This window comes from Paraburkholderia phenazinium (assembly GCF_900100735.1).
GTDB lineage: Bacteria > Pseudomonadota > Gammaproteobacteria > Burkholderiales > Burkholderiaceae > Paraburkholderia > Paraburkholderia phenazinia.
Map to the genome: position 1 here is coordinate 43,440 of NZ_FNCJ01000021.1, position 24,808 is coordinate 68,247.

Here is a 24,808-nt window from a genome sequence, read left to right on the forward strand (position 1 = left end):
GACGCCCCCGATGCAAAAGACCGAAGCCGTTGAATCGATGGGCCAGCGCAGCCTGCTGCTGCCGGCATGGATCAAGGCGGCGCTGTCCGCCAACGACCGGCTCAAGCTTTACCTGAGCGTGTTGCAAACCGCCTTTGCGCATGCCGAACATCGGGAAGCCGAGGCGCTCGACCTGAGCGGAGAACTGGGCGCCGCGCGCGCCGAAGCGTCGTGGTTGCGGGAGTTGTCCGCCAACGCGTCGCTGGTCGACGGCACCCTACTGGTGCCGAACCTGGAGTTTCTCATCGAGCACCTTGCCGCCGACCTCAAGACGATGGCCAAGCCGTTGCTCGATGCGGGTCACCATGCCGACGCCCTAGGGGAGCGCGTCAAGTACTGGCTGGACTGGCTGCACGCCCTGCATGGTGAGCGTCTAGTGGCCGCGCAATTGCAGGCGTTTACCCGCGGCCAGTGCACGGGCGGCGCTGACAGTCTGCATCTGCTGGTGATGGACCTGCATCGCCAGCTCAACCGGTTGGCTGGAGAGTTGTCGAGCGAGGAGATCGATGGCGCCCATGTCTGGCAATTGCAGCCGCCGGACCGTGCGCGCGTGACCGCGTTCATGCGCGGGCTAAACCGCACCGCGCCGCTAAAGTTCGATCACCCGGGGCTCGACACCGCTGCGACACGCGATGGCGAACGTTTGCTCCCGCAGAACGACATTGGCACCAACGACGCCCACGTGCTGGTGATCCAGATCGAGGGCCGCACGATCACGCTGAGTGATTCGGACCTGCATCGCGCACGCTTCGAGTTCTTCCAGTCGCTGCTGGCGCCGTACGGCGCGCAGTGGTCGGAACTGGAAGCCAAGGTCAGCGCGGCACTCAATGACGGCGGCGCCTTCACCTTCGGCACGGCGCGCTTCGAGTGCGCCGACGAGCAGACGCTCGACGCGACCCTCGAAGGGATCTGCTCGTGCATCGTGTTCCTGATCGACTGGAATCGCGCGCGCAAGCGCCTGCTCCCGTTCGTCGGCAGGAGCGATGCCATCGAAGTGCTGAACATCGCGGCCCAGCGCGATGCGGGGCACGTGGCGTGGTTGAAAGCGGGCGGCGAGCAGCTTGTCTACGCAGCGATGCAGGTGGCCGGGCAAGGCGCGTTTCGAATCGGGGATCGCCTCGACGATGTGCTGGCGCAGCCGATGCGCGAGGCTTCCTGGTTGAAGTGTTGCAGTTCGCCAGCAAGGCGCGCCGCGCCGGTCAGCCCGATGCACTGGTCGCCGATGAGGTACGTCTGCTGCTCGCGCGGCGCGTGTGTCAGCGCAGCAGCGAATTCGATCTGCTGGACGAACACGCCGCCTACTGCCATGCGCTCGCGCAAGCGGTTAGCGACGGTCTGACACACGACATCATGAGCGCGTCACCCCCGGGGTCTGCCCCGGCACAACAACTGGCTGTGCGGGCCAAGGTGTGGGAGCGGCAGGCGGACCACCTAGTCATGCGAGCGCGTGAGCAGGCCCTGCGCCAGCCGCGCTGGCAACCCTTCGAGCATCTGCTCGAACTGTCCGACGACATTGCCGACGCACTCGAGGAAGCCACCTTCCTGATGAGCCTGATCGCCAACAACCATCAGCAGGGGTGGGATATGATGGTTCACGAATCACTGTCGCGTCTCGCGCAAACTGTGCTGATGGCCACCCAGGAGCACGTCAAGGCGCTTGCGATTGCGCGCTGTCTCGGCACCGCCAGCGACACGGCCGACAGCGACGCCTTCCTCGCGGCATCATGGAATGTGCTGCATGCCGAGCGGCAGTGCGACGAATTACTACGCGCGGCGCGTCGCGCAATCCTTGCCGCCGTGCGCGACGCACCCGCGCTGATGCTTGCGGACAATCTCGCGGGGACGCTCGAGCTCGCCTCGGACCGCTTGCTGGTGGCCGGCTATGCGCTGCGCGACGTCGCCTTCGGTGCAGAGGGAATACGCCCATGAACAGCCTTCAGGAAGCGTTGGTACAAGCCTGGCCCGACGAGGTATACGTGATCGGATGCGGCCCCACGGTGGGAGCCAGTCGAGAGGAGGCGAAAGTGTCGGCGCAAACCGTGGGGTTCAAGGCCTGGAATCTGCTGCGCATGGCGGCTCTCGGTCTGCCGGTGCCGCCCGCTTTCGTGCTCGGCACGCACTATTGCCGCGATGGCGACGCGCGTGCCGCAGCGACCACGAGTATGGTGTGGGGGCCTGCGCTCCAGGAACTGGAACGTACCACCGGGCCGCGCTTCGGCGACGTGCGACGACCGCTGTTGCTGTCGGTGCGCTCGGGCGCGCCGGTGTCGATGCCGGGGATGATGGGCACCTTGCTCAACGTGGGCCTGTGCGATGCAACACTCCCAGGCATGCTACGCCAGACCGGCAATCCGCGCCTCGTGTGGGACACGTATCGCCGTCTCGTTGCGACCTATGGCGAACTGGTTGCCGGGGTGCCTGCGCAAGCTTTCGAAGCCGAATGCGCCGCGCTGGCCGGTACACGCTACGAACATGAGCTGGATTTTGCCGAACTGCGCGAATTGACACACCGTTGCCTCGCCGCATATGAACGTTCCGCCGGCCAGCCATTCCCGCAAGATCCGCAGATTCAACTGAGCGGGGCGATAGCGGCGGTGCTCGCAAGCTGGCAGTCCCCCAAGGCCTGCGCGTACCGGCGTCAGTGCGATATCAACGATGCGATCGGTACGGCCGTGACCGTCCAGGCGATGGTTTTCGGCAACGCAGGTGGCCGCTCGGGCGCGGGAGTCGGTTTTACGCGCGACCCTGTCAGCGGCGAGCCGGCGCTTTGGGTCGACTTTCTCTTTAATGCGCAAGGCGAAGATGTCGTCTCAGGCCGGCGCAGCGCGCGCGGGCACGAGGCGCTTGCGCGCGCCATGCCTGCATCTGGGAAGCACTGCAGGAAGCGGCTGCACGGCTCGAACAGGCCTTCGGTGACATGCAGGATTTCGAATTCACAGTGCGGGATGCCCGCCTGTACATGTTGCAGACCCGTAATGGCAAGCGCACGCCGCAAGCAACCGCACGCATCGCGCTGGACCTGCTCGATGAGGGGCTGATCGGTGCGGAGGTCGCGCGCGAACGCACTGCAGCGTTGCAGTCGGCGGATTTGGTGCGGGTCCGGCTCGCCGCGACTGACAACGAGCTGCTGAAACCGCTGGCGCACGCCGCGAGTGCGAGTAATTACTCCGCCTACAATGTTGCATACTTTTCACTCCGTCGTCTGAATCATTCGGATTTTCGTTGGCGAGAGCCCCCGGGTGTGGATCGATCCTGAACACAACCACGATTTCATCCTTGTGGATTTCGACACGCTTGACCAGACCCAACACGATCTTGCGCTTCGTTTCAAGATCAATCGTATCCAGTTTTTCGGTGACGGCGCTCGCAAATTCTTCGAGCCGGTTTATCACCAGATACAGCTCACTTTGCACCGCCCCTTGCTGCCTGGACTCAAGGATCTGCTGGTCAATCTGCTCAAGCCGATTCTTCAGTTGCTGCATCTTCGGGGCGAAGTCGGTCTTATCGATGATACCGTCTGAATAGCTGTCGATCAGCCGGGACTTGCCCTTTTCCAGCTGCAGCCGCTGCTTTTCAAGGTTGCTCATGTCAAAGCCACGCGTCTCATGGCGCTCCATCATATCCAGTCGACGCTCATATTCGCTCTTCAGTCGTTCTGGATGCCTTAGCAATTCCACGACCTGCTGCCATACCAGATCATCGAGCCGGTCCGTTCGTACCTGCAGATTGTCACAGATACGTTGGCCGCCGAAGCGATAGGCGTCGGTTCCAACACAGCGGTAATAGGCGTAGTCCCGCTGATGCCCCTTCGCCGCAGCCTTGCTAACCTTCTTCGCGTAGTAGGCGTAACGGCACTGGCCGCAGACCGTCAATCCTTGTAGCAGGCGTAGCGGCACAGTCTCGCGCCTCTGGCGTGCCAGCTTGCGGTTCTCGGCAAGCTGTTCCTGAGCCGACTGGAACAGCGCCTCGCTGATGATGGCCGGCACCGGAATCTCGATCCAGTCTTGCGGGTCGGTGCGGGTTGTCGAGTGCGGTTTTCTGGGTACGTCGGAACTGTGACGCTGGGCACGCACGCGTACCTGCAGGTGATCGCGCGACTGCGTCTTGCCGAACGCAGCCCGCCCCATGTACGCAGGATTGCGCAATATGCCCCATACCACACTGCGGTCCCAGTACGGCTTGCCCGACGCCGTCACCGTACCCGACTCGGTGAGGCGACGTACCACTTCCCCTATGCTCAGGCGGTCCATCCCCACCCACTGGAAGATCGCCCGGACCGTCGCTGCCTGGGGCAGTTCGATAACGTACCGGGCCGGCGTGCCGTCGAGCTGCCGGCGAATGTAGCGGTAGCCGTAGGGGGCCCCGGACAGTACATTGACGCTGCCGCGTTTTGCGCCGTGAAGCTTGCCACGACGGTGACGCTCGGCGATCTTCGCCCGCTCGTATTCTGCGATCATGCCCTGCATCTGCAATAGCAGCGACTCTTCCGGCGTCGTACCGATTGCGTGATTGAGGAACACCACCTGGATGCCACAGGCCGTGAACTCTTCCATCAGCAGCGCCTGGTGTGCATATTTGCGCGCCAGCCGGTCCGGTGACAGGATGTACAGATGATCGATCGCACCGAGCGCGGCACAGTCTCTGAGTCGCTCCAGCTGTGGCCTGATCAGTGTCGCGCCGCTCACGCCAGCGTCAACGAAACACATGTCGTCGACGATCTGCGCCCCGTCAGCCGAAATACGCTCCCTCAGTGCAGCGATCTGGCTTTCAATGGTGCCGCGTTTGTTCTGCTGTTCGGAGGATACCCGCGCATAGAGCGCAACCATCGCAGCTTTGCTCATCGTCCACCTCGCTTGATGGTCGCCTTCCTCGCCGCTGCGCGCCGCGTAGCGGACGGCTGTGCCGTTGCGCGTGCTTCGATCGGACTGATCTGTTCGTACGCCTTTTGCAACTGTTCCTGGGCGTAGCGGTTCGGCTCAAAGGCCAGACGTACGCGCCATTTTTTACGTCCTCGGGTCATCGCTGCACCTTCCTGTCAGCGGGAGCGACCGTCTCAAGGACGAGGTCCACATCAACCTTGGAACAGCTTCTGGACCACGGCGCCAGGCACTCCCTTGAAATGCGCAGACCCAATTTTATCCGGCAGTTTGCTCTGTTGTTGGTGGCGTTACGGCGTCGCGGTGGGCGAAATCGCGTTCGACGAAGCGCGTGCGCGCGCACGCCACGCCGCGGGTGCGGCGGTGGTGCTGGTGCGTCGTGACGCCGAGACGGACGACATCGCCGCGCTGGAAGCCGCCACCGGTTTGCTTACTCAACGAGGGGCGAGCACCTCGCACGCGGCGGTGGTAGCGCGGCAGTTGAGCAAGGTGTGTCTGGTGGGATGCACGGCGTTGCGCCTCGACGAGGCGCAGCGCACGCTGCAGCTCGGCGATGTGGTGATGCACGAAGGCGAGGAAGTGACCCTCGAAGGCAACGACGGCGCAATCTACCGAGGTGCGGTGCGCAGGGTCGTTGAACCATTGGGCGATCTCTGTGCACGGCTCGCCCGCTTGCGGGCGCCGTAAAGGACCCGGTGGCCGGGTAGTACCGTCCCGGTTGATGCAGGTCAAGCGGGAGGTACCGAAGTCGGACACGATACTCAAGGTGCCGATTCGAATGAGGTAACGGTATGGAGCATCACGCCGAGGTTTTGCGCGGGGGAACATGGTACCGGCACACTTCAGGTTGGCATGATCTTGCCGCGGTGCTGCTGGTGCTGGGCATGGTGATCCTGCTGGGTGTGGGTGCGCGGCAGATGGTGGCCCCGCTCGTGATTACCCATCAGCCCGGCATTTCACTCTCTCCCGCGGCGCTACCGTTGTATACGCTGCGTACCGTCACGCGGATGCTCGCCGCGCTTGTCGCCTCGTTGCTCTTCACGTTCACTTACGCCACGCTCGCCGCCAAAAGCTGCCGCGCTGAGATGGTCCTGATCCCGCTTCTCGACGTCCTGCAATCGGTGCCTATTCTTGGCTATCTGTCCTTTACGGTGGTGTTCTTTGTCTCGCTGTTTCCCGGCAACGTGCTGGGCCCGGAACTCGCTGCGATCTTTGCGATTTTCACCAGCCAGGCCTGGAACATGGCGTTCAGTTTCTACCAGTCGCTCAAGACGATCCCTATCAGCCTCGACGAAGCGAGCCGCAGTTTCCGCCTGTCGGTCTGGCAGCGCTTCTGGCGGCTCGAGGTGCCTTTCGCCATGCCGGGGCTGATCTGGAACATGATGATGTCCATATCGGGCGGCTGGTTTTTTGTCGTCGCCGCTGAAGCGATCTCCGTCGGCAACCTGCAGATCGCGCTTCCCGGTGTGGGGTCGTACGTCGCAATCGCGATCCAGCAACGCAGCCTCGCGGCCGTGGGCTGGGCGATCCTCGCGATGACCATCGCCATCGTGCTGTACGACCAGTTGCTGTTCCGGCCGATGGTCGCCTGGGCCGACAAGTTCCGCGCCGAGGATACGGCCACGCAAACCGTGCCGCGCAGCTGGATGCTCGATCTGTTTCGCCGCTCGAGACTTGCCGGTCAGCTCGCGGGGCCTGTTGCAGCAGGGATGCAGAGGGCGGCACGCGCAAGGCTGGCGTTGCCCCATTCCGTTCACCTGACTCGCTGGTCCGCGCCTCGCCGCGTGACGGACGCGCTCTGGCTGGCAGCGATCCTCGCAGTGGCAGCCTACGTTGTATGGCGACTCGCAGGACTCGCGCGCGGCTCGCTTTCGTGGGCTGACCTACGCATGGTCGCGAGCAACGGGGCGATTACCCTCGCGCGCGTCGCGTTCCTCGTGCTGCTCGCCTCCGTGGTCTGGGTGCCGATCGGTGTGGCCGTCGGCTTGCGGCCCCGGTTGACCGCCCGGGTCCAGCCCGTTGCGCAGTTTTTGGCAGCCTTTCCCGCCAACCTGCTGTTTCCGGTGTTCGTTTATTTCATCGTACGCTTTGGGCTCGCGCCCAGGATCTGGCTGGTTCCGCTGATGATCCTCGGCACGCAGTGGTACATCCTGTTCAACGTCATTGCCGGCGCCAGTGCTTTTCCGAGCGACTTGCGCGAAGCGGCCACCAGCTTTCGCGTGCGCCCCTGGCGCTGGTGGCGCGATGTGATGCTCCCCGGCATCTTTCCTTACTACGTGACCGGCGCGATCACCGCATCGGGCGGTGCATGGAATGCGAGCATCGTTTCCGAGGTAGTCAGTTGGGGGCCGACGAAGCTCAACGCCGGCGGCCTTGGCGCCTACATCGCGCAAATGACGGAGGCCGGGGACTTTCCCCGTATCGGGCTCGGCATCGTGATGATGTCGGTGCTCGTCATCGCCACCAACAGGCTGCTGTGGCGCCCGCTGTACGCCTTTGCGGAACGCCGCACACGACTCGATTGAGAGGCAACCCATGGACAGAATCGCACCTGCGGTCATCCACGCACCGACCATTGCGTTCGACAAGGTCTCTATGGCTTTTGCCAGACCTTCGGGCGAGCCGCTGCCGGTGCTGGCGAATATCGACCTGGCCGTACGCGAAGGCGAGATTCTCGGCCTGCTTGGACGCTCGGGGTCGGGCAAGTCGACCCTGCTGCGCATCGCTGCGGGGCTGATCAAACCGACCTCTGGGCAGGCGCTCTATCACGGCGTGCCGCTGACGGGGCCAGCGGAGGGCATCGCGGTCGTGTTCCAGACGTTCGCGCTGTATCCGTGGCTAACCGTGCTGGAGAATGTCGAGTTCGGTCTCGATGCGCTCGCGCTGCCAGCGGACGAAGTGCGCCGCCGCGCGATGGCTGCCATCGACCTGATCGGGCTCGACGGTTTCCAGTCTGCCTTCCCACGCGAGCTCTCTGGCGGCATGCGCCAGCGGGTTGGCTTCGCGCGCGCTATCGTCAGCGAGCCGACGCTGCTTCTGATGGACGAACCGTTTTCGGCATTGGACGTGCTGACGGCTGAAACCCTGCGCACCGATTTCCTCGATCTCTGGACCGAACATCAACTCTCCACCCAGGCGGTGCTGATGGTGACGCATAACATCGAGGAGGCGGTCATGATGTGCGACCGGATTCTGGTCCTCGGTGTGAATCCCGGCCACATTGCGGCCGAAATCCTGGTTCCGTTGCCTCAGCCGCGCAACCGGCTCGATGCGTCGTTTCTTGCGATCGTCAACGAGATCTACTCGATTCTGACTTCGCGCATGGCTGAAGCGATTGACCGGCAAAGTCAGATTCACGGGGGCCTGGCGCTGCATTTGCCTGATGTGTCGGTCAACCGGATCGGCGGATTTATGGAGAACCTTGCCTCGTCCGCGTATGCCGGCCAAGCGGAACTGGCGAAGATCGCCGCGCCGCTCGGCCTGAAAAGCAGCGACGTGTTTCCGATTGCAGTAGCGCTGCAAATCCTGGAGTTTGCCGATGTCAAGGAGGGCGCGATCAAGCTCACGCCGGCTGGGCGCGTGTTCGTGCAGAGCGAAATGGACGAGCGCAAGCGCCTCTTCAAGGAACACCTGCTGCGCTTCGTGCCGCTCGTCGCGCATATCCACCAGGTCCTCGACGAGCGCGAGGAGCACCGCGCACCGCGGGAACGCTTCGAACTCGAACTGCAGGACCATCTGAACGGGAAGGACGCCGAGAATACCTTGCGTACCGCGATTGACTGGGGGCGTTACGCAGAACTCTTCACCTACGACGACCGGACGCGAACCTTCGGCCGTGACGAGGCAAAGGAGTAGGCCACGGGGTTGCCTCATATCCATCGCGCTCACCTTTCGGGCCGGCTCTGTGCCGCTACCTGCGACCGCAGTGGACCCACAGGGATAACCCGATCACTGCGCAATGTGCGGATAGAGTCTTGCACTGAGCGTAACCAGCGCGGCAAGCACCACAGTGAGCACGAGCACATCGATGCCCAGACCCAGGTGTGGTGTTGCTGCGAATCCCGGCAGCAACAGCAACCTGAGTGCATCGACCTGATAGGTCAGCGGGTTCAGATGAGAGACGATCTGCAGGGGGCGTGGCATCATGGCGGTCGGATAGATCGCGTTGCTGGCAAAAAAGAGCGGCATGGTCAGCAACTGGCCAACCCCCATAAAGCGCTCGCGGGTTTTGACGAGGCACGCGATGATTAGCGAGAAACTCGAAAATACCGCCGCCCCGAGCACGACCACCAGCACGACCCCCGCCAGTGCAAGCGGATCGCCCCTCATTCTGACACCCAGCGCCGCCGCGAGACCCATCACTACCGCGGTCTGGACCAACGCGCGCACGCCGCCGCCCAACGCCTTGCCCAATACCAGGGATGCGCGCGGCGTCGGGCTGGCGAGGAATTTGTGGACGATCCCCAGGTCCCGCTCCCAAATGATCGAAATGCCGTTGAAAATTGCAATGAACAGCACGCTCTGCGCAAGGATGCCAGGTGTGAGGAAGTCGAGGTAAGGCAAGCCGGCTGTATCGATTGCCCGGGCCCGGCTCATCACCTGGCCGAATATCAGCAGCCAGAGCGCGGGTTGTACCGCTCGGGTCAGCAATTCGGTTGGATCGTGGCGCAACTTGCGCACTTCCATATCCGCAATGGCGATCGTCTTGAGCAGAGAGCCGGCTAACGGCCAGCGGTGCGCCTGTGGCTGCGTCCGCTCCTGCGGCGCAGGGTCAGCCAAGCCGATGGGCTGCACGGCGGGTCTGGGAGGTTTCATCGTAAGCCCCTTGGGTCACGGCTTCGTCACTCGTGTATCGCTCGAATACGTCTTCGAACGTGGCATTCATTCCCAGCGCGCTCTGCAATTCCTGGGGCGCACCGATTGCGGCGATCGCGCCGCGATTCATAATGGCGACGCGATCGCACAAGCGCTCCGCCTCTTCCAGATAGTGCGTCGTCAACAGTATCGCGCTGCCAAAGCGGGATTGCAGCCGCTCCACCTGTTCCCACACGGAAATGCGAGCAACCGGATCGAGTCCAACTGTCGGCTCATCGAGAAACAGCAGGCGCGGGCGGTGCAGCGTGGACTGTGCGATTTCCAGGCGGCGAATCATACCGCCAGAATAAGTCTTGACGAGCCGGTCGCTGAACCCGCTCAGGCCCATGAAGGCCAGTGCGTCGCGAATGCGAGCTTCTCGCTGGGCGTGCGGAATGTCGTAGAGCTTCGCGAATACCAGCAGATTCTCGTAGCCGGTCAGATCGCCGTCGGCGGAAAGCGCCTGCGGCACGTAGCCAATGATGCGCCTGACCGCTGCGGCTTGCCGCACGATGTCGAAGCCGCCGACTGTCGCTGATCCGCCGCTTGGCGGCAGCAAGGTCGTGAGCATTTTGATGACGGTCGTCTTGCCCGCGCCGTTGCGACCAAGCAGCCCGAAGACTTCCCCGGGCTGAATGGAGAGCGTCAGCGCATCGACGGCGGTAAGGTTGCCGAATCGGCGCATCAGTTCATGTGTTTCGATAATCGGCTGCATCGATATCCCGGATCGGGGAAACAAGAAACGAACTCGGTCATCGCGATGACAGCGTGCATGACCACGGCTTCAATCTATCGCTCTCCGTCAGCCACCGATTGATCCAGGTCAAACCGGTGCCCGCATTCGAAGTCTAATCTGACCAACAACCATAGGAGCGGCGCACCTGTCCTGGATGGCGAAGGCCGCCTCACCGGTGCGATCCACGAAGACGATCTGCCTGATGGAGCTTTTCATGACCGCCTGGGGACGCAGAGATGCGATCAGTATCATCCTCAAGGAGCATCAGCAACTGACGACAGTGATCGGTGCGATGCTGCAGTTCGTCCGACTCCGCGAAAAAGGTGACGTTACGCCGAGTTTCGTGGTTTTTCGTTCGATGCTCTATTACATCCGCGAATATCCAGAAAGGATTCATCATCCTAAAGAAGAGCAGTATCTATTCACGCGGATACGAGCGCGAACCCATGAGATCGACAAGGTTTTAGACGATCTGAACCGACAGCATGCCGAAGGCGAAGCCAGGGTCCGGGATCTCGAGCATGAGTTGACGCGTTACGAATTGGCGGGGGACTGGGCACTCCAGGATTTTCGTAGCCTGGTTGAGCAGTACGCAAGTTTTTACGCCAACCACCGTCAGATCGAAGAAGAGATAATCTTACCCGTTGCGCTGCGCGTGCTAACCGCAGAAGACTGGGTGGAGATCGATGCGGCATTCGGCGCGAATCGAGATCCCTTCGAGGACGTCGAACTCGAGGAGGACCTCGACAAGCTGTTTCGCATGATTGTGAATATCGTTCCCTAAGCCGATCCCTGACCAGTCATCTCAGCGGCTCGACACTTCACGGTAGAACCGTTCGACGTCGGTTCGCTGGCAAAGGCCCGTGCCAGGACTGAGTAGTGTCGCCGATGCAGCAGCCATTCCATAGTGGAAAGCTTCATCTAGACTCGCATCGCGAGCCAGTGCCCAAACCATCGCAGCCAGGAAGCTGTCGCCAGCGCCTATAGAACTGGACACCCGAACGCGTAGCCCTGGTGCCCGCAAGATCTGGTCAGCCGTCATCAGCAGTGCGCCGAGTTCGCCGAGCGTGAGCACGACAATCTGCGCACGGCCGTCGCGGATGAGTTCCTCCGCTGCGGCGATCCACTCAGGCTCGCTGACAAGAGGCTGGCCCGTCAGACCGCGCAATTCATTCAGGCTGGGCTTGACCAGCCAGACACCGGCCTCAAGTGCTGCGGTAAGCGCGGGGCCCGACGTGTCCAGCACGACACGTGTACCGGGCGCGCAAGTCGAGCGCGCGATGCGTGCATAGACGTCGGCGGGCGCACCGGGGGGCAAGCTGCCGCTCATCACCAGATAGCGCGGCGGCGCCCCCAACGCGTCGATGTGGTCGATGCAGCGCTGCCAGTCGCTTTCCGTGACCGTCGGACCCGGCAACACGAAACGGTACTCGCGCCCGGTCGAGGTTTCCTGAACCGAGAAATTTTCGCGTGTTTCGCCCGCAATCTCGATGCCAACACCTGCCGCACCCTCCGCATCAAGCAATTGCCGCAGCATATGACCAGTTGCGCCTCCGCACAGATAGAGCGCGACGCAGTCGCCACCCAGGCGTTGCACCACGCGTGCCACGTTGATCCCGCCGCCGCCCGGGTCACGGCGCGCGGCATTGCATCTGAGCTTGCGGGTGTCGGTGATCTGCTCGACAGAAGTGGCAACGTCCACCGCGGGATTCAGCGTCACTGTCACGATATCGGTCATGGTCGGTCCTGTTAGTGGCCTGCTGCAAAAGGGGGGGCTACTCGGAGATGTCGGACAGTACGGTCTGCTCGGCGACTGCGACGCGGCGCTTGACGGCGATGAAGCTGTCGGGGCTGACGGACAGGGAATCAATCCCGCATTCGACGAGGAAGCCGGCGAACTCCGGATGATCGCTCGGCGCCTGCCCGCATATACCGACGTCGGCGCCGGCCTTGTGGGCCTCCATGATGACACTCTCGATCATCCAGCGAACGGCTTCGTCCTGTTCGTCGAACAGCTCGGCGAGTTCCGCGGAGTCGCGATCCACGCCGAGCGTCAACTGCGTCAGGTCGTTGCTGCCGATCGAAAAACCATCGAAGCGCCGAGCGAAGGCCTTCGCCAGAATCACGTTCGACGGGATTTCGCACATGACATAGACCTCGAGCCCGTCTTCGCCGCGCTTGATGCCGTTCTCGGCCATGACGGCGAGTACTCGGTCCGCCTCTTTGGTCGAGCGGCAGAACGGGATCATCACGACCACGTTCCTGAAGCCCATCTCGTCGCGCAAACGGCGAATCGCCCGGCATTCGAGCGCAAAGCCTTCCCGGTAGCGCGGCGAGTAGTAGCGCGACGCACCACGAAAGCCGAGCATGGGGTTCTCTTCCTTCGGCTCGAATTCGGTTCCGCCAATCAGATTGGCGTATTCGTTGGTCTTGAAGTCGCTCATGCGAACCACCACCGGATGCGGATACTGCACCGCCGCGATTCGTCCCAGGCCGCGTGCGAGCCGGTCCACGAAATACTCGGTGCGGTCGTCGTAGCCTGCGGTCAACTCGTCGATGGTCCGCTTTGCCGCATCGTCCTTGAGCGAGTCGTAGCGCGCGAGAGCCATCGGATGGATCTTGATGTGATTGCTGACGACGAATTCCATCCGCGCGAGCCCGACACCGTCAGCCGGGATCCGCCACCAGCGAAATGCTGCTGCCGGGTTCGCGAGGTTGAGCATGACCTTGGTGGTAGTGGTGGGAATGCTGTCGAAGTCGATCTCCTCGACTTCGTAGTCGGCGATGCCTTCGTAGACGAAACCCTCCCGGCCCTCTGCGCAGGACACCGTCACCTCTTGCTCGTCGTGGAGCAGATGCGTGGCCTTGCTCGCACCGACGATGGCGGGCAGCCCCAGCTCGCGGCTCACGATAGCCGCATGCGAGGTACGCCCGCCGTGATCGGTGACGATAGCGGAGGCGCGCCTCATGATGGGAACCCAGTCAGGGTCGGTGGTGCGAGTGACGAGAATGGCGCCGTCGACGAAGCGCGCCATTTCGCTCGGATTCTCGATCACGCAGACTTTGCCAGTCGCCACGGCTTCGCCGATGCTTACTCCAGACAGGAGTTTGCGACCCGCCTTTTTGATTCGATAAGTCTTCACCGCGCTGGCTTCACGTCGCGACTGGACGGTTTCCGGGCGGGCCTGCACAATGAACATTTCATGGCTCTGGCCGTCTTTTGCCCACTCGATATCCATCGGCTGGCCGTAATGGCTTTCGATCACACAAGCCCAGCGCGACAAGGTCAGAATTTCCTGATCGCTAAGAACGAAGGCAGCACGCTCCGCCTTCGACGTCGGAACGTTCTTCGTCGGCTGGCTGCTATCGCTCGTGTAGAGCATCTTGAGAGCTTTCTCGCCGCGCTTCTTGCCGATGATCGGCGACAGCTTCGGGTCCGACAGGAGCGGCTTGAATACTTCATATTCGTCAGGATCAACCGCGCCCTGCACGACGTTCTCTCCGAGGCCCCAGGCCGCGTTGATCAGGACCACTTTGTCGAAGCCTGTTTCGGTGTCGATGGAGAACATGACACCGGCGCCGCCGAGGTCCGAGCGGACCATGCGTTGCACACCCACCGACAAGGCAACCTTCAGGTGATCGAAACCCTTCGCCTGCCGGTAACTGATCGCGCGGTCAGTGAAAAGCGATGCATAGCAGCGGCGGCACGCATCGAGCAAGGCTCGCTCACCTCGGATGTTGAGATAGGTTTCCTGTTGCCCGGCAAAGCTCGCATCCGGCAGATCCTCGGCTGTCGCACTCGAGCGCACTGCGACGTCTGCGTCATGCTGTCCGGTGCGGCGGTTCAATTCACCGTAAGCGGTGCGAATGGCCTGCGCAGTGTCTGCCGGCCATTCGCCGTGGACGATGGCGCGCCGGATCGATTCTCCCGCTTCCGCCAAAGAAAGCTTGCCGTCGGCGAGTTTGCCGAGCATGGAGGAAACGGTCTGTTGCAATCCGTTCGCCTCGATAAATTGCCGGTAAGCATCGGCTGTGACAGCGAACCCCGGAGGAACCTTTACGCCCTTGCTAGAAAGCTTGGCCACCATCTCGCCGAGCGACGCGTTCTTGCCGCCGACCAGAGGAACATCGGCGCGCCTCAGGTTCTCGAACCAGACAACCTGTGAAATGTCGTTGACCATTTGATGCTCCTCTGGGGTGGGAATGCGTTGGAACCTCCCCAATTCGAAGGGACGGCGCCGCTTTAAACGATGCATGCAGGACGAAACCGTAATGAGCGAATTGCAGCCGGAACCGGCCCGTATACGCCAGCCGGCGAGTCAAACGAAGTGCAATGGCCTGGGGTTGCTGAAAATGTACCCGCTGGCGTGTGTGCTCGCCTCATGCATGCTCAGATGCTGATGTAACCGTGGAACGTCCATGGAAGCCTCATTTGCGAGGGCAGGTAGGTTTCTTTGGCTATGTCCATGCTCGATCCGAAAAAGCCCGGGCTGCCGTCGGACGAAAACACCGGTACAAAAGAAAAGACCCGGTTGATTGTGATCAGAAAGTCGGGGTTAAAAGCAGACGGCGCATAGATCGTCACTTCGCGAAAGAACTGTGAAGACGCTTCTCCCGATGGGAGTCCGGCTGTAGATGTCGTGAGCGGCGGCACAGCATCGTAACGAGCGGGCAGCTCGTAGCGCTGACTCCCTTGCTCGACCGTTCGTGCGGGGGTGAACTCGAGTGGCACCCCTGGATAGGGGAGAGCGAACGCCGGTTGTGCGACGGGGCCATCGGGTCCCAGAACAAGGGGTGGGTGTGCCCACAAGCTCAGCGTCAGCGGACTGGTGCGCTGCGCAAAGTATTCTCCTAGCCAGTTCATGTCAACCTCCTGGTGCTGCGTCGTGTCAGCAACACGCACGCTATCCTGGCACGACGTTCGGAAGCCGTGCACATATGTCGTTTTCGAAAGGCGGACCACTCTCCGGGTGGACCCGGACTGGCGGGCCTGCGGGATGGACGATCATTGCGCCTCTCGACGTCTGCGCGTAGTTTTATCTAGCGTTGGTTCAATATATGTGGTCGCTTCTGTTGCCAATTGATATGTATCAATTTCGCACCGACTGCCTGTTTCAACTGATTGAACGATCGCAGCGGGTAGCTACAAATGGCGCATTAGCCAGTTGAGGTCGCTAGTACGGTATCTGCTTGACATGGGTCAACGGCCTGGACGTTCAGCGGACTATCGTGCATGAGAGGATGCGTAGTCTAAGGAGACCACCTTGAAAACCTCGATGAACTTTATGTTGCGCATGGTTGCACTAGCCGTGTGCGTAAGCACAACTGCTCATGCGGGGAGGGTCGGAGTAGGCGTGTACCTGGGTCCAGCGTACCCGTATTACTACCCAGTGGCGCCTGTTCCGTATTACTACCCAGCTTATCCAGGTTATCCAGGCGCCTATTACTATCCGCCCGCCGTCGTCATGCCGGCGGCGCCGGAAAACTATATCGAGCAAGCATCCCCGACTGACGGGGGAGCCGCGGTTGGCACCTGGTACTACTGCGACGCATCGAGGTCTTATTACCCGTACGTCAAGCAATGTTCAGGTGGGTGGCGAAGCGTGCCCGCACAGACACCTGCCGCTCAGTGACAACCGGGAAAGGAAAGACCGTTATGAATCGCCTCACGCTCACCCTGCTAGGAACGTTGGCCTGTATTGGGGGTTGCGCCGTTACTCCGGCTGGACCGACCGTGATGGCATTACCGGGTTCCGCAAAGACCTTTGATCAGTTTCGCGGCGACGATGCCTCATGTCGCCAGTATGCATTCCAGCAGGTCGGCGGAGTTTCCACTAATCAGGCGGCAACCGCAAGCGCGCAGGGTAGTGCAGCGGTGGGTACTGCAGTAGGCGCTGCTGCCGGTGCCGCGTTCAATGGCGGCCAGGGTGCTGCGGTGGGGGCGGGCGCCGGATTGCTGGCCGGCAGCGTGATGGGGGTTGGTGCCGCGCAGAGTTCGGGGTATGAGGCCCAGCGCCAGTACGACCATGCATATATACAGTGTATGTACGCAGCCGGAGAGCGCGTGCCGATCTCCGGCAATCTCATCAGCGCACCCCATCCGGCCGGCAATTTACCACCACCGCCTCCCGGGTATTGAGCGGGCTGCAGGAAAGATGATGGGGATGCTATTGCCCTTCGGGGTGACAACTGCCAGAGTCAACATGCCGGTCCACAATGCAGACATTGCAGCTATTTTCACGGAAATCGCCGACCGCCTCGAAATAGAGGGCGGGAATCCATTCCGGGTGCGGGCGTACCGCAATGCGGCGCGCTCCATCGATGAACTTGGATGCAGCGTGCAAACGATGATCGCGAAGGGCGAGGATCTGAAATGCGTCCCGGGTATCGGCGCCGATCTTGATGCAAAAATTCGCGAAATCGTCGCCACAGGAACGTGCGCCTTGCTTCAGCGCTTGCGCCGCACGCTACCGCCGGCGATTGTGGAGTTGCTGCAGATCCCGGGGTTAGGCCCGAAGCGGGTTCGCGCACTACACGAGGCGCTCGCTGTGGAGACGCAGGAGCAACTAGTGCGCGCGGCAAGGGATGGGCGGATTCGCAAGCTGCGCGGTTTCGGCGCCGCGACCGAGGCGCATATCCTTGATTCGATCGAAGCAAAGCTGGACAAATCGCGCCGGTTCAAACTGGCCATGGCGGAACAATACGCTGGACCTCTTCTTGCATATTTACGGGCTACTCCGGGCGTGGACAAAGTGTACGCTGCGGGCAGCTTTCGCCGCATGCGCGAGACAGTGGGTGACCTCGACATCCTTGTGACGGCGCGCGACGGCGCTGCGGTGATACAACGCTTTACGCAGTACGAGGAAGTGAATACCGTACTCGCAAGCGGCGATACGCGTTCGAGTATCGTTCTACGAAGTGGGATACAGGTCGATCTACGTGTGGTTGAACCCGAAAGTGCGGGTGCGGCGCTGGTCTACCTCACGGGCTCAAAGGCGCACAACATTGCGTTGCGCCGCATTGCGCAGACGCGTGGACTCAAAATCAACGAATACGGCGTATTCAGGGGGAGCGATCGCATCGCTGGAGACACAGAAGAATCGGTCTACGCTGCCATCGGGCTAGCATGGGTCGCCCCCGAATTGCGCGAAGATCGCGGCGAAGTAGAGGCTGCGCGCACGAACCGGCTACCGGTCTTGATCGAACGAGCGGACTTGTGCGGCGATCTGCATGCGCACACCAAGGCCACCGATGGTCGCGACAGCCTGCGTGACATGGCGCTTGCCGCGCGTGATAACGGGTTGAGCTATCTGGCGATTACCGACCACTCGCAGCGGCTCGCCATGGCCCATGGACTCGATCCGGCACGGCTCGCGAAGCAGATCGATGAAATCGACCAGCTCAATGTCGAGCTGGTCGGCATCACGTTGCTCAAGGGTATCGAAGTCGACATACTCGAAGACGGCAGCCTTGACTTGCCCGACTCGATCCTCGCGAGGCTCGACATCGTCGTGGGCGCGATTCATAGCCATTTCGACCTGCCGCGCGCAAAGCAGACTGCACGCGTGCTGCGCGCCATGGACCACCCCTATTTCAGCATCCTCGCCCATCCCAGTGGACGTTTGATCGAGGAGCGCGAGCCGTGCGATATCGACATGCTGAGCGTGATTCGTAAGGCCCGTGCGCGCGGCTGCTATCTGGAGCTGAACGCGCATCCGGAGCGGCTTGACCTGCTTGACACCTGGTGCCAGATGACGAAGGCGCAAGGGGTTCTGGTTGCCATCAGTTCGGATGCGCATAGCCGGCTGGAGTTCGCAAACCTGCGCTTCGGGATCGGTCAGGCACGGCGCGGCTGGCTAGAGAAGGGCGACGTGCTCAATTCAAGAACGCTCGCCGAACTGCGGCCCTTGCTTGCCCGCACGCTGAGCGTCCCGGAGTCGATCTGACACCGCCGCGGTGTGACGACCCTCACTTCGCAATCTGGTGAAAGCGCATGAAGTATTTCGATGTATTTAACGGTGACGCCGACGGGATCTGCGCACTGCACCAACTGCGTCTCGCGAAGCCACTGCGGTCTTTGCTGATCACGGGTATCAAGCGCGATGTCGCGCTGCTCGAGCGTGTCCCCGTCCGGAGGGGCATATCGGTGACTGTACTGGACATCTCCTTGGACACCAATCGGACCGCGTTGCTTGCATTGCTTGAGCACGGAGTCAAAGTTGAATACTTCGATCATCACTTTGCCGGCACGATTCCTGAACATTCCAACCTGAGCACATACATCGAGACGACGCCCGATATTTGCACGAGCTTGCTCGTTGACCGCCATCTGGGAGGGCAACACCGGCTCTGGGCAATCGTTGGCGCCTATGGCGACAACCTTGCGCATGCGGCCGGAACGCTTGCTGACAGCTGCGGGCTCCAACCTGACCAGGTCGAACAACTGCGTGAACTGGGAGAGTCTATCAACTACAACGCCTGTGGGGAGAGTGACGCGGACCTTCTGCTTCCTCCCGTGAGACTTTACGGACTGTTGCGCACTTATGCCGACCCATTCCTGTTCGCAGCGAACGAGCGGATTGTGCAAACGCTACGCGACGCTAGACGGCGCGACATGGAACTGGCGCTGAGGCTGCCGCCCAGCGCGGTGCTCTCTGGCGGGGCCATATACGTCTTGCCCAATGAGGCATGGGCTCGAAGGGTGCAGAGCGTTTTCTCCAACTTTCTAGCCACAATGTCGCCTGATCGTGCCCACGCCGTCCTCACCATGGGAGTTCAGGGCGACTATACGGCGAGCGTGCGTGCGCCGCTCGCCAATCCCTACGGCGCGGATGAGCTTTGCAGACGGTTCGCAGGCGGCAGCAGAGTCGCCGCGGCAGGCATCGGTCGTCTTTCGCATGATCGCCTGAGTGATTTCACGCTCGCATTCGACAGAGCGTTTGGGGTGGCGATGCGTTGCCGCTTTGACCACGTGACCGGAGAGTGAGGTGCTTGTGATAACAACGCGCGACATCGACTACCTGCCGCTCGAGCATTGCGCAGCGAAGACCAGACCGCCAGCATCATCATCTTGTGCGGTGAGAAGCACCTGCCGTATCAGCGCCCGCAATTGACGAAGGGGTTTCTCGGCAGCGAGCTCGACGTGCCGCAAATGGCTATTCACAGCCCCAGGTTCTACACCGAACGCCATATCGAACTGCTGCTCGGTGTACGTGCTGTCGGCGTCGGTCTGGCTGCACACACCGTTCGTACGTCGGACGCGCACACCTTTCACTACAGCAAGTTGCTGATCGCTACCGGAGCATCTGCGCGCGTGCCGGATTTGCCGAATGCGACAATCCGGGGCGTCTATAGCCTGCATAGCGCGGACGATGTCGCTGTGATTCGCGACGCTGCCGCCCATGCCGAACATGCTGTCGTCCTCGGGGCGAGCTTTGTCGGACTTGAGGTGGCAGCGTCATTGCGCACGCTCAGGTTGAATGTGACGTTGCTTGAACGTGGGCCGCGAGTTTTACCGCTGTTAGGCTCGCAAACCCTGTCGGACCAGTTCACGCGGCGATGTTCGGAGCGTGGCATCGACGTCTTGCTCAATCGCAGTATTTGCGAGTTCGTGGGAAAGGAATCCATCGAAGCGGTCGTGACCGACCAGGGCGAATTGATGCAATGCGACCTTGTGGTGGTGGCAATCGGCGTCATGCCTAACTGCGAGTTTCTGCGCGGAAGCGGCCTCGCGCTCGAAGATGGCATTGTGGTGGACGAGTTTCTGCGCTCGAGCGACCCGGACGTGTTCACCGCCGGCGATGTGGCGAGCTTTCCGGACCCGGTCTTTGGCGTGCGCCGGCGTATCGAGAACTAGGACAATGCGATCCGGCAGGGACGGCTCGCCGCGCGCAACATGCTGGGCGGCAGCTTTCCGTATCAGGACGTATCGATGTTCTATGGCAATGTGTTCGATATTTCATACAATTTCCTCGGCCGTATAGACGACGTCACTCAAACTGTCGAATGGGGTACGCTTGACGCCCATTGCTACTCACTGCTCTATCTGAAGAACGATGTGTTGCAGGCGATGTTCTCGGTGGGGCGCACCGCCGAAGAGACCGCGGCGGCCGAGGAACTGATCCGGCGGCGAGTCAACCTGCATGCTTCGAAGGCGCGCCTACGCGATGAGGCTTTCCTGCTCGATACGCTGCCGGCGCAGACTGTGCTGATTCTGCAGGGCGGGGGTGCGCTCGGGGTGTTTGAATGCGGCGCGGTACGCGGACTCGAAGAGCGCGGGGTGCATCCGGATGTCGTGGCGGCGGTATCGATCGGCGCGTTCAACGGCGCGATCGTCGCGAGCCACCCGGGCGATGCGGCGAAGCCTCTCGCGGAGTTCTGGCGCGAACTCTCGATCACGTTGCCGGGTGTCGGCGATCCCTGCATTCATCAGGCGCTCCTGTCGTGGTACGTTTTGTACGCTGGCGTGTCCAATTTTTTGCAACCGCGCTGGTGGAACGCACTGTCTGGCTGCGAGACGCTCGTCCCATGGTGGACCAGTCTCTATGACGCGACACCGATTACCCGCTTGATCACGCGCTACGTCGATTTCGAATTGCTCGGCCAAAGCCCGGTGCGCTTGCTGCTGAGCGCGGTGGATGTGGCGACGGGAGAGCGGCGCATCTTCGACAGCTACGTCGACCGGCTGACGCCGCAGCATCTGCTCGCCAGCGGAAGTCTGCCGCCCGGCCTCCCCTGGACTACAGTCAACGGCAAGCAGTACTGGGGTGGTGGAATTGTGAGCAATTCGCCGCTCGATCTCGTGATCGAAAGATGCGGCTCGATCGGCAAACGTGTTTTCGCCGTCGATCTGTTTTCGGGCACGAAGGCGCTGCCAGCGAATCTCCTCGAAGTAATGCTTAGGCGAGACGAGATTGTCTACACAGATCGAGTGCGTAATGACCTGCGTTTCGAAGAATACGCGAACGATTTCGGCGAACTGTTCCAGGACATCTTGCGCCGTGTCGATCCGCTCGAGGCAAGACGCATCCGCCAGAACCCGCGCTACATTCGCCTGATGGGTAACCGCGCGCCGATCCACGTCTCGCGAATCGAGTTACGTGAGGGCGCTTCCACCTCGTTTGTTCGGGATTACGATTTTTTTGCGGCTACCGTGCAGCAACTGCAGGAGCACGGCTATCAAGCGGCGCTTGAGCGTTCGCAACGTTGATATATCGGATCTGCCGCTATTTCCGCGCCTGCACGGCTAACCGGTAATGCGCCAGAAGGCGGAGAGGGCGGGATGGATGACCTCGTTCCATCTCGGCCCGATGAACAGGCCATAATGGTCGCAATCTGGGATCGTCCACCTTTCCCGCCGGCTCGCCGGGATCGCGCTGCAGAGTGCCTGCGCGGCATGGGTTTGACCCGCTCCGGTGATGTCGTCGTGAGCGCCCTCGACGGTGCACAACGCCGTGCGGGAGATATCCTGCGGGCGGACGTGATGCGTGCCGGCCTGCCACGTTCCCAGGGCAAGCCGGTATTCTTGAAACGATACGCGAATCGTGTCGAGAAAGTAGTCTTCGGCCATGTCGAGTACCGAGCCAGGGACCATGCCTGCCAGGCGCGCGAGTTGCGCGCCTGGCAGGTGGCACTCGGCGCCGAATGGCATGAAGTGCATTTTGGAGCTGTTGAAGTGAAAGCCGAGGGTGACCAGTGGTGCATCAGCGTACCGGTGTACCTGGGCGAGATCGCGCCAGCGTGGGTGAGGGTGGAGCTTTATGCTGATTCCAACGCGGAGCATCCGTCCGAATGCGTGCCGATGAACTCCGTCGGGTCTGTTTCCGGTGCCGTCAACGGCTATATTTTTTCTACATCGGTATCGATGCTACGGCCAGCGGATCACTACACACCGCGGGTGCGTGCGTGGCATGCGGCCGCGTTCCTGCCGGCAGAATCGGCATTGATCGCCTGGCAGCGCTGAGGGGAAAGTGCCTGCTTCTGGGACCGAACCAATCGTATGCGGAGAGGATGACCAATCTATTGCAACTGATGTCCATCGCGGGTCACTCGAATTGCGGTTGCCTCCGTGTAGTCTGCCCTGATGTTATCGCCGATCTTCAGGTCGCCGAGCGGAAGACCCGACGAGGCAACCAGGGTCACGATGCGGGTTGGCCCACGCAGCGTCACCATCCGGTTCGCGGCGTCGATCTTTTCTACTGTCGCTACGACTTTAACCCGGTGTACAGACGTCGCGATTCCTCCTGATACCGGAGTCGTCACTTCGGTATCGACGCGCTCACGTATTCCCTTCGAGTCCACCTTGTCCGCGTGAAGCAACAAGGCACGCGTATAGGTGATATGGATCTTGTCGCCAATCTTTAGCTTTTTGACATCACCCGCTTGCGGGTTGACCTCGACCCTCACTAGATTCCCATGACGCGCACGCAGCATCACACTGTTGGTATCAGGTTCGACGCCAACAACAGTTGCCCTCGTATGGGTCACGCTCGTTCCCGAAAAGATGTCCGCGGTGCTCGCTGGAACCGTCTCATTAGCTGTCACTGCGAGCGCTTCAAAACCGAAGGAGCCGCACAGCGCAATTGCTACCAACATGAGCGCGCGTCGAATTATCGTTTGCACGTGAATCTCCAGAATTTGGGCCCGGATTCGATGATTGATACTGTCTTCGATGAGATATTTACGATGCCACGACGCGCTCGCCAACCTTTTATCCCGGTCATAAAGAGGCTCTGCAAGTGCTGCTAGTGGAACAGCACCTGTGCAAACTATAACGACAGCGGCTCACCATGACTTGACATGGCTCAATCGAAACACCAACTGCCGGGATTGGATCGGACTTGTCATTGGTAACCGGGCAAGCCGATCTGTTCGACACGCTGCGGAACCCGTCGTATCCGGTCAACGTCGACGCCCATACGCCCAAGCCGGGCGAGCATCGCGGCATAAGTTGCCTCATCCATCTCTGGCGTGCGTGACAGTATCCACACCAGGTTGCCATCGGCCATGCAGCGGATCGTGTAACGATATTCAGGGTCCACATACGCAGTAACTATCACCAGCTCGAAAGGCCAGATCAGGCTCACTCGCCATTTGGTGTTGCCGGTTCCAGGCATGACCTTGGCAACGAAGTGGCTGCCGCTGACCGGTTGGTCGAAATCATGTCGGCGCCCAAGGTACTCGTCGTCGATCTGGCCATTGCGACGCAGTGTCCACTCATCGCAATTGCCCACGTAATCGTACTCGCTCAGAAACGGTGTATCCGCGATCACGTACCATCTGCCCATGTACCGTTCCAGATCAATCGACGCGCCCGCCACGCAGGCGGATTGATCAATCTTGGCCCGCGCCGTAGTGGCCGGATCGTACGCACACCCAGCGACACAGACAACAAGTGATGCGAGACACGCTGCTAGCCTGCGCATAGTGACCGCCCAGTCAATTTCGGTTCGTCCCGGCAACGGAGGATTGGACGCACGCCGTATGGGTCATTCGACCGCATTTCACCGACAGGTCGTTGACCTGGGTCAATTGGAAGCCGCGTCACCAGACTGTGCTCGACTTACGAAAGGGCCTTCATAGCGAACCTGATCGCACGGAAATAGCCTCGAGCCACAGGCGATTTTCCCGCAGTGCAAAGGCGTTGGCTGCGGGGACGGCGCCAGGTCATTCACTTGATGTGGATCATGAAAGAGCAGATTGATGGTCGTATGCTGGTTGCGTGCATCCACGTCGATAAACGCGATGCCGCCTTGCGTGTAAATGGAGGCTGTCTATGCCAGACGCCAGAATTCTCGTCGTTTATTTTTCGAGGTCCGGCACGACGCGGAGGCTTGCGAAGTCACTCGCCGAGCGGCTAAACGCAGACATCGAGGAGATTTGCGACTACCGCAACCGGTCAGGTCCAGGGGGCTATCTGCGCTCGCTGATTCAAGCAATAAGGCAGCGTCCAGCCGAAATCGTTCCGCACGAACTTGACGTGGCGTCCTACGATCTTGTCATCATCGGCACTCCGGTCTGGGCGGGCTCGGTCTCGACTCCGGTACGCGCCTATCTGGCTGAGAACAGCCCGTACTTTCGCCACGTAGCGTTCTTTTGCTGCCTCGGCGGGCGGGGAAGTGAGTCCGCGTTCAGCCAGATGCGCGCACTCGCCGCGATGCCGCCGCTAGCTGAACTCAAGGTCAGCGCCGGCGATTTAAAGCGCGGAGAGGAGAACAGGTTGATCCACGGGTTCGTCGACAAAGTGATGCACAAGCTCACCGAAATCAGTACTCGGGAATAGCTGTATTGATGCATGCGGGTG

At 61.2% G+C, this 24,808-nt stretch carries 20 protein-coding genes and 4 pseudogenes; 14 read left to right on the plus strand and 10 right to left on the minus strand.

Going from position 1 to position 24,808, the window contains the following annotated elements; translation table 11 throughout:
• Positions 1 to 10: 10 nt before the first annotated feature.
• From BLQ92_RS32465 to BLQ92_RS40895, 4 genes and pseudogenes are all read left to right on the plus strand, one after another.
• Entirely contained in the window at positions 11 to 1,378 is a 1,368-nt protein-coding gene (locus BLQ92_RS32465) for a hypothetical protein (RefSeq protein WP_244106524.1), read from the plus strand.
• 11 nt (positions 1,379 to 1,389) lie between these two features.
• Positions 1,390 to 1,968, plus strand: a complete 579-nt coding sequence (locus BLQ92_RS40885) for a hypothetical protein (protein ID WP_244896699.1) — start codon at positions 1,390 to 1,392, stop codon at positions 1,966 to 1,968.
• A gap of 233 nt (positions 1,969 to 2,201) precedes the next feature.
• A pseudogene (locus BLQ92_RS40890) lies at positions 2,202 to 2,804 on the plus strand (PEP/pyruvate-binding domain-containing protein); the annotation flags it as partial.
• Between the two features lie 152 nt (positions 2,805 to 2,956).
• Entirely contained in the window at positions 2,957 to 3,295 is a 339-nt protein-coding gene (locus tag BLQ92_RS40895) for a PEP/pyruvate-binding domain-containing protein (protein WP_244106531.1), read from the plus strand.
• A gap of 481 nt (positions 3,296 to 3,776) precedes the next feature.
• On the opposite strand, the pseudogene BLQ92_RS32475 reads toward BLQ92_RS40895, so the two are convergent.
• Positions 3,777 to 4,880 (minus strand): annotated as a pseudogene (locus BLQ92_RS32475) (recombinase family protein); the annotation flags it as partial.
• The gene (locus BLQ92_RS39680) at positions 4,877 to 5,059 is read right to left on the minus strand and encodes a hypothetical protein (RefSeq protein WP_143016716.1); all 183 of its coding nucleotides are present in this window, start codon (positions 5,057 to 5,059) and stop codon (positions 4,877 to 4,879) included. The gene BLQ92_RS39680 and the pseudogene BLQ92_RS32475, both read right to left, overlap by 4 nt.
• 160 nt (positions 5,060 to 5,219) lie before the next feature.
• On the opposite strand from BLQ92_RS39680, the gene BLQ92_RS32480 reads away from it, so the two are divergent.
• The 3 genes from BLQ92_RS32480 to BLQ92_RS32490 all read left to right on the plus strand — a co-directional run bounded on the left by BLQ92_RS32480 (position 5,220) and on the right by BLQ92_RS32490 (position 8,771).
• Positions 5,220 to 5,603 (plus strand): PEP-utilizing enzyme, encoded by a 384-nt coding sequence (locus BLQ92_RS32480; protein WP_244106523.1) that lies wholly within the window; start codon positions 5,220 to 5,222, stop codon positions 5,601 to 5,603.
• A 104-nt stretch (positions 5,604 to 5,707) separates the two neighbouring features.
• Positions 5,708 to 7,441, plus strand: a complete 1,734-nt coding sequence (locus BLQ92_RS32485) for an ABC transporter permease (RefSeq protein WP_090692351.1) — start codon at positions 5,708 to 5,710, stop codon at positions 7,439 to 7,441.
• Between the two features lie 10 nt (positions 7,442 to 7,451).
• Positions 7,452 to 8,771 carry an ABC transporter ATP-binding protein gene (locus BLQ92_RS32490; RefSeq protein ID WP_090692354.1) on the plus strand — a complete coding sequence of 440 codons (1,320 nt, stop codon included), beginning with the start codon at positions 7,452 to 7,454 and terminating at the stop codon, positions 8,769 to 8,771.
• A gap of 93 nt (positions 8,772 to 8,864) precedes the next feature.
• Here the strand turns inward: BLQ92_RS32490 and BLQ92_RS32495 are convergent, their stop codons facing one another.
• Positions 8,865 to 9,731, minus strand: a complete 867-nt coding sequence (locus BLQ92_RS32495) for an ABC transporter permease (RefSeq protein WP_090692359.1) — start codon at positions 9,729 to 9,731, stop codon at positions 8,865 to 8,867.
• Positions 9,688 to 10,485: an ATP-binding cassette domain-containing protein gene (locus tag BLQ92_RS32500; protein WP_090692363.1), complete on the minus strand. Its 798-nt coding sequence runs from the start codon at positions 10,483 to 10,485 to the stop codon at positions 9,688 to 9,690. The genes BLQ92_RS32495 and BLQ92_RS32500 overlap by 44 nt, the downstream gene beginning before the upstream one ends.
• A 235-nt stretch (positions 10,486 to 10,720) precedes the next feature.
• Here BLQ92_RS32500 and BLQ92_RS32505 point away from each other — a divergent pair, with 235 nt between their 5' ends.
• Positions 10,721 to 11,290, plus strand: coding sequence for a hemerythrin domain-containing protein (locus tag BLQ92_RS32505; protein WP_090692655.1), 570 nt, complete (start codon positions 10,721 to 10,723; stop codon positions 11,288 to 11,290).
• Between the two features lie 21 nt (positions 11,291 to 11,311).
• On the opposite strand, the gene BLQ92_RS32510 is transcribed toward BLQ92_RS32505, so the two are convergent.
• The 3 genes from BLQ92_RS32510 to BLQ92_RS32520 all read right to left on the minus strand — a co-directional run bounded on the left by BLQ92_RS32510 (position 11,312) and on the right by BLQ92_RS32520 (position 15,370).
• Positions 11,312 to 12,244: a 1-phosphofructokinase family hexose kinase gene (locus BLQ92_RS32510; protein ID WP_090692366.1), complete on the minus strand. Its 933-nt coding sequence runs from the start codon at positions 12,242 to 12,244 to the stop codon at positions 11,312 to 11,314.
• Positions 12,245 to 12,281: 37 nt separating this feature from the next.
• Positions 12,282 to 14,687 (minus strand): phosphoenolpyruvate synthase, encoded by a 2,406-nt coding sequence (gene ppsA, locus BLQ92_RS32515; protein ID WP_090692370.1) that lies wholly within the window; start codon positions 14,685 to 14,687, stop codon positions 12,282 to 12,284.
• Positions 14,688 to 14,896: 209 nt separating this feature from the next.
• Positions 14,897 to 15,370 (minus strand): hypothetical protein, encoded by a 474-nt coding sequence (locus tag BLQ92_RS32520; RefSeq protein WP_090692375.1) that lies wholly within the window; start codon positions 15,368 to 15,370, stop codon positions 14,897 to 14,899.
• 792 nt (positions 15,371 to 16,162) lie between these two features.
• On the opposite strand from BLQ92_RS32520, the gene BLQ92_RS32530 reads away from it, so the two are divergent.
• The 4 genes and pseudogenes from BLQ92_RS32530 to BLQ92_RS41280 form a co-directional block, all read left to right on the plus strand.
• Positions 16,163 to 16,645, plus strand: coding sequence for a glycine zipper family protein (locus tag BLQ92_RS32530; protein WP_090692383.1), 483 nt, complete (start codon positions 16,163 to 16,165; stop codon positions 16,643 to 16,645).
• A gap of 64 nt (positions 16,646 to 16,709) precedes the next feature.
• Entirely contained in the window at positions 16,710 to 18,452 is a 1,743-nt protein-coding gene (polX, locus tag BLQ92_RS32535; RefSeq protein WP_090692659.1) for a DNA polymerase/3'-5' exonuclease PolX, read from the plus strand.
• Between the two features lie 47 nt (positions 18,453 to 18,499).
• A complete protein-coding gene (locus BLQ92_RS32540; RefSeq protein ID WP_090692387.1) occupies positions 18,500 to 19,492 on the plus strand; it encodes an acetyltransferase in 993 nt (330 codons plus the stop codon).
• A gap of 36 nt (positions 19,493 to 19,528) precedes the next feature.
• Positions 19,529 to 21,715, plus strand: a pseudogene (locus BLQ92_RS41280) (FAD-dependent oxidoreductase); the annotation flags it as partial.
• A 36-nt stretch (positions 21,716 to 21,751) separates the two neighbouring features.
• Here the strand turns inward: BLQ92_RS41280 and BLQ92_RS40915 are convergent.
• Positions 21,752 to 22,090: pseudogene (locus tag BLQ92_RS40915) on the minus strand (polyhydroxyalkanoate depolymerase); the annotation flags it as partial.
• A gap of 90 nt (positions 22,091 to 22,180) precedes the next feature.
• On the opposite strand from BLQ92_RS40915, the gene BLQ92_RS40920 reads away from it, so the two are divergent.
• A complete protein-coding gene (locus BLQ92_RS40920) occupies positions 22,181 to 22,468 on the plus strand; it encodes a hypothetical protein (RefSeq protein WP_244106518.1) in 288 nt (95 codons plus the stop codon).
• A 56-nt stretch (positions 22,469 to 22,524) separates the two neighbouring features.
• On the opposite strand, the gene BLQ92_RS32555 is transcribed toward BLQ92_RS40920, so the two are convergent.
• Both BLQ92_RS32555 and BLQ92_RS32560 read right to left on the minus strand, forming a co-directional pair.
• Positions 22,525 to 23,127 (minus strand): hypothetical protein, encoded by a 603-nt coding sequence (locus BLQ92_RS32555; RefSeq protein WP_244896701.1) that lies wholly within the window; start codon positions 23,125 to 23,127, stop codon positions 22,525 to 22,527.
• 221 nt (positions 23,128 to 23,348) lie between these two features.
• On the minus strand, positions 23,349 to 23,930 hold the full coding sequence (locus BLQ92_RS32560) for a lipocalin family protein (RefSeq protein WP_090692395.1): 582 nt from the start codon (positions 23,928 to 23,930) through the stop codon (positions 23,349 to 23,351).
• Between the two features lie 350 nt (positions 23,931 to 24,280).
• Between BLQ92_RS32560 and BLQ92_RS41495 the strand changes: the two genes are divergently transcribed.
• Positions 24,281 to 24,787, plus strand: coding sequence for a flavodoxin family protein (locus BLQ92_RS41495; RefSeq protein WP_090692401.1), 507 nt, complete (start codon positions 24,281 to 24,283; stop codon positions 24,785 to 24,787).
• Positions 24,788 to 24,808: the final 21 nt, after the last annotated feature.

Coding starts and splice junctions, on each gene's coding strand:
- BLQ92_RS32465 (WP_244106524.1), top strand. CDS start 11: ATGCAAAAGACCGAAGCCGTTGAATCGATGGGCCAGCGCAGCCTGCTG.
- BLQ92_RS40885 (WP_244896699.1), top strand. CDS start 1,390: ATGAGCGCGTCACCCCCGGGGTCTGCCCCGGCACAACAACTGGCTGTG.
- BLQ92_RS40895 (WP_244106531.1), top strand. CDS start 2,957: ATGCAGGATTTCGAATTCACAGTGCGGGATGCCCGCCTGTACATGTTG.
- BLQ92_RS39680 (WP_143016716.1), bottom strand. CDS start 5,059: ATGACCCGAGGACGTAAAAAATGGCGCGTACGTCTGGCCTTTGAGCCG.
- BLQ92_RS32485 (WP_090692351.1), top strand. CDS start 5,708: ATGGAGCATCACGCCGAGGTTTTGCGCGGGGGAACATGGTACCGGCAC.
- BLQ92_RS32490 (WP_090692354.1), top strand. CDS start 7,452: ATGGACAGAATCGCACCTGCGGTCATCCACGCACCGACCATTGCGTTC.
- BLQ92_RS32495 (WP_090692359.1), bottom strand. CDS start 9,731: ATGAAACCTCCCAGACCCGCCGTGCAGCCCATCGGCTTGGCTGACCCT.
- BLQ92_RS32500 (WP_090692363.1), bottom strand. CDS start 10,485: ATGCAGCCGATTATCGAAACACATGAACTGATGCGCCGATTCGGCAAC.
- BLQ92_RS32505 (WP_090692655.1), top strand. CDS start 10,721: ATGACCGCCTGGGGACGCAGAGATGCGATCAGTATCATCCTCAAGGAG.
- BLQ92_RS32510 (WP_090692366.1), bottom strand. CDS start 12,244: ATGACCGATATCGTGACAGTGACGCTGAATCCCGCGGTGGACGTTGCC.
- ppsA (WP_090692370.1), bottom strand. CDS start 14,687: ATGGTCAACGACATTTCACAGGTTGTCTGGTTCGAGAACCTGAGGCGC.
- BLQ92_RS32520 (WP_090692375.1), bottom strand. CDS start 15,370: ATGAACTGGCTAGGAGAATACTTTGCGCAGCGCACCAGTCCGCTGACG.
- BLQ92_RS32530 (WP_090692383.1), top strand. CDS start 16,163: ATGAATCGCCTCACGCTCACCCTGCTAGGAACGTTGGCCTGTATTGGG.
- polX (WP_090692659.1), top strand. CDS start 16,710: ATGCCGGTCCACAATGCAGACATTGCAGCTATTTTCACGGAAATCGCC.
- BLQ92_RS32540 (WP_090692387.1), top strand. CDS start 18,500: ATGAAGTATTTCGATGTATTTAACGGTGACGCCGACGGGATCTGCGCA.
- BLQ92_RS32560 (WP_090692395.1), bottom strand. CDS start 23,930: ATGCGCAGGCTAGCAGCGTGTCTCGCATCACTTGTTGTCTGTGTCGCT.
- BLQ92_RS41495 (WP_090692401.1), top strand. CDS start 24,281: ATGCCAGACGCCAGAATTCTCGTCGTTTATTTTTCGAGGTCCGGCACG.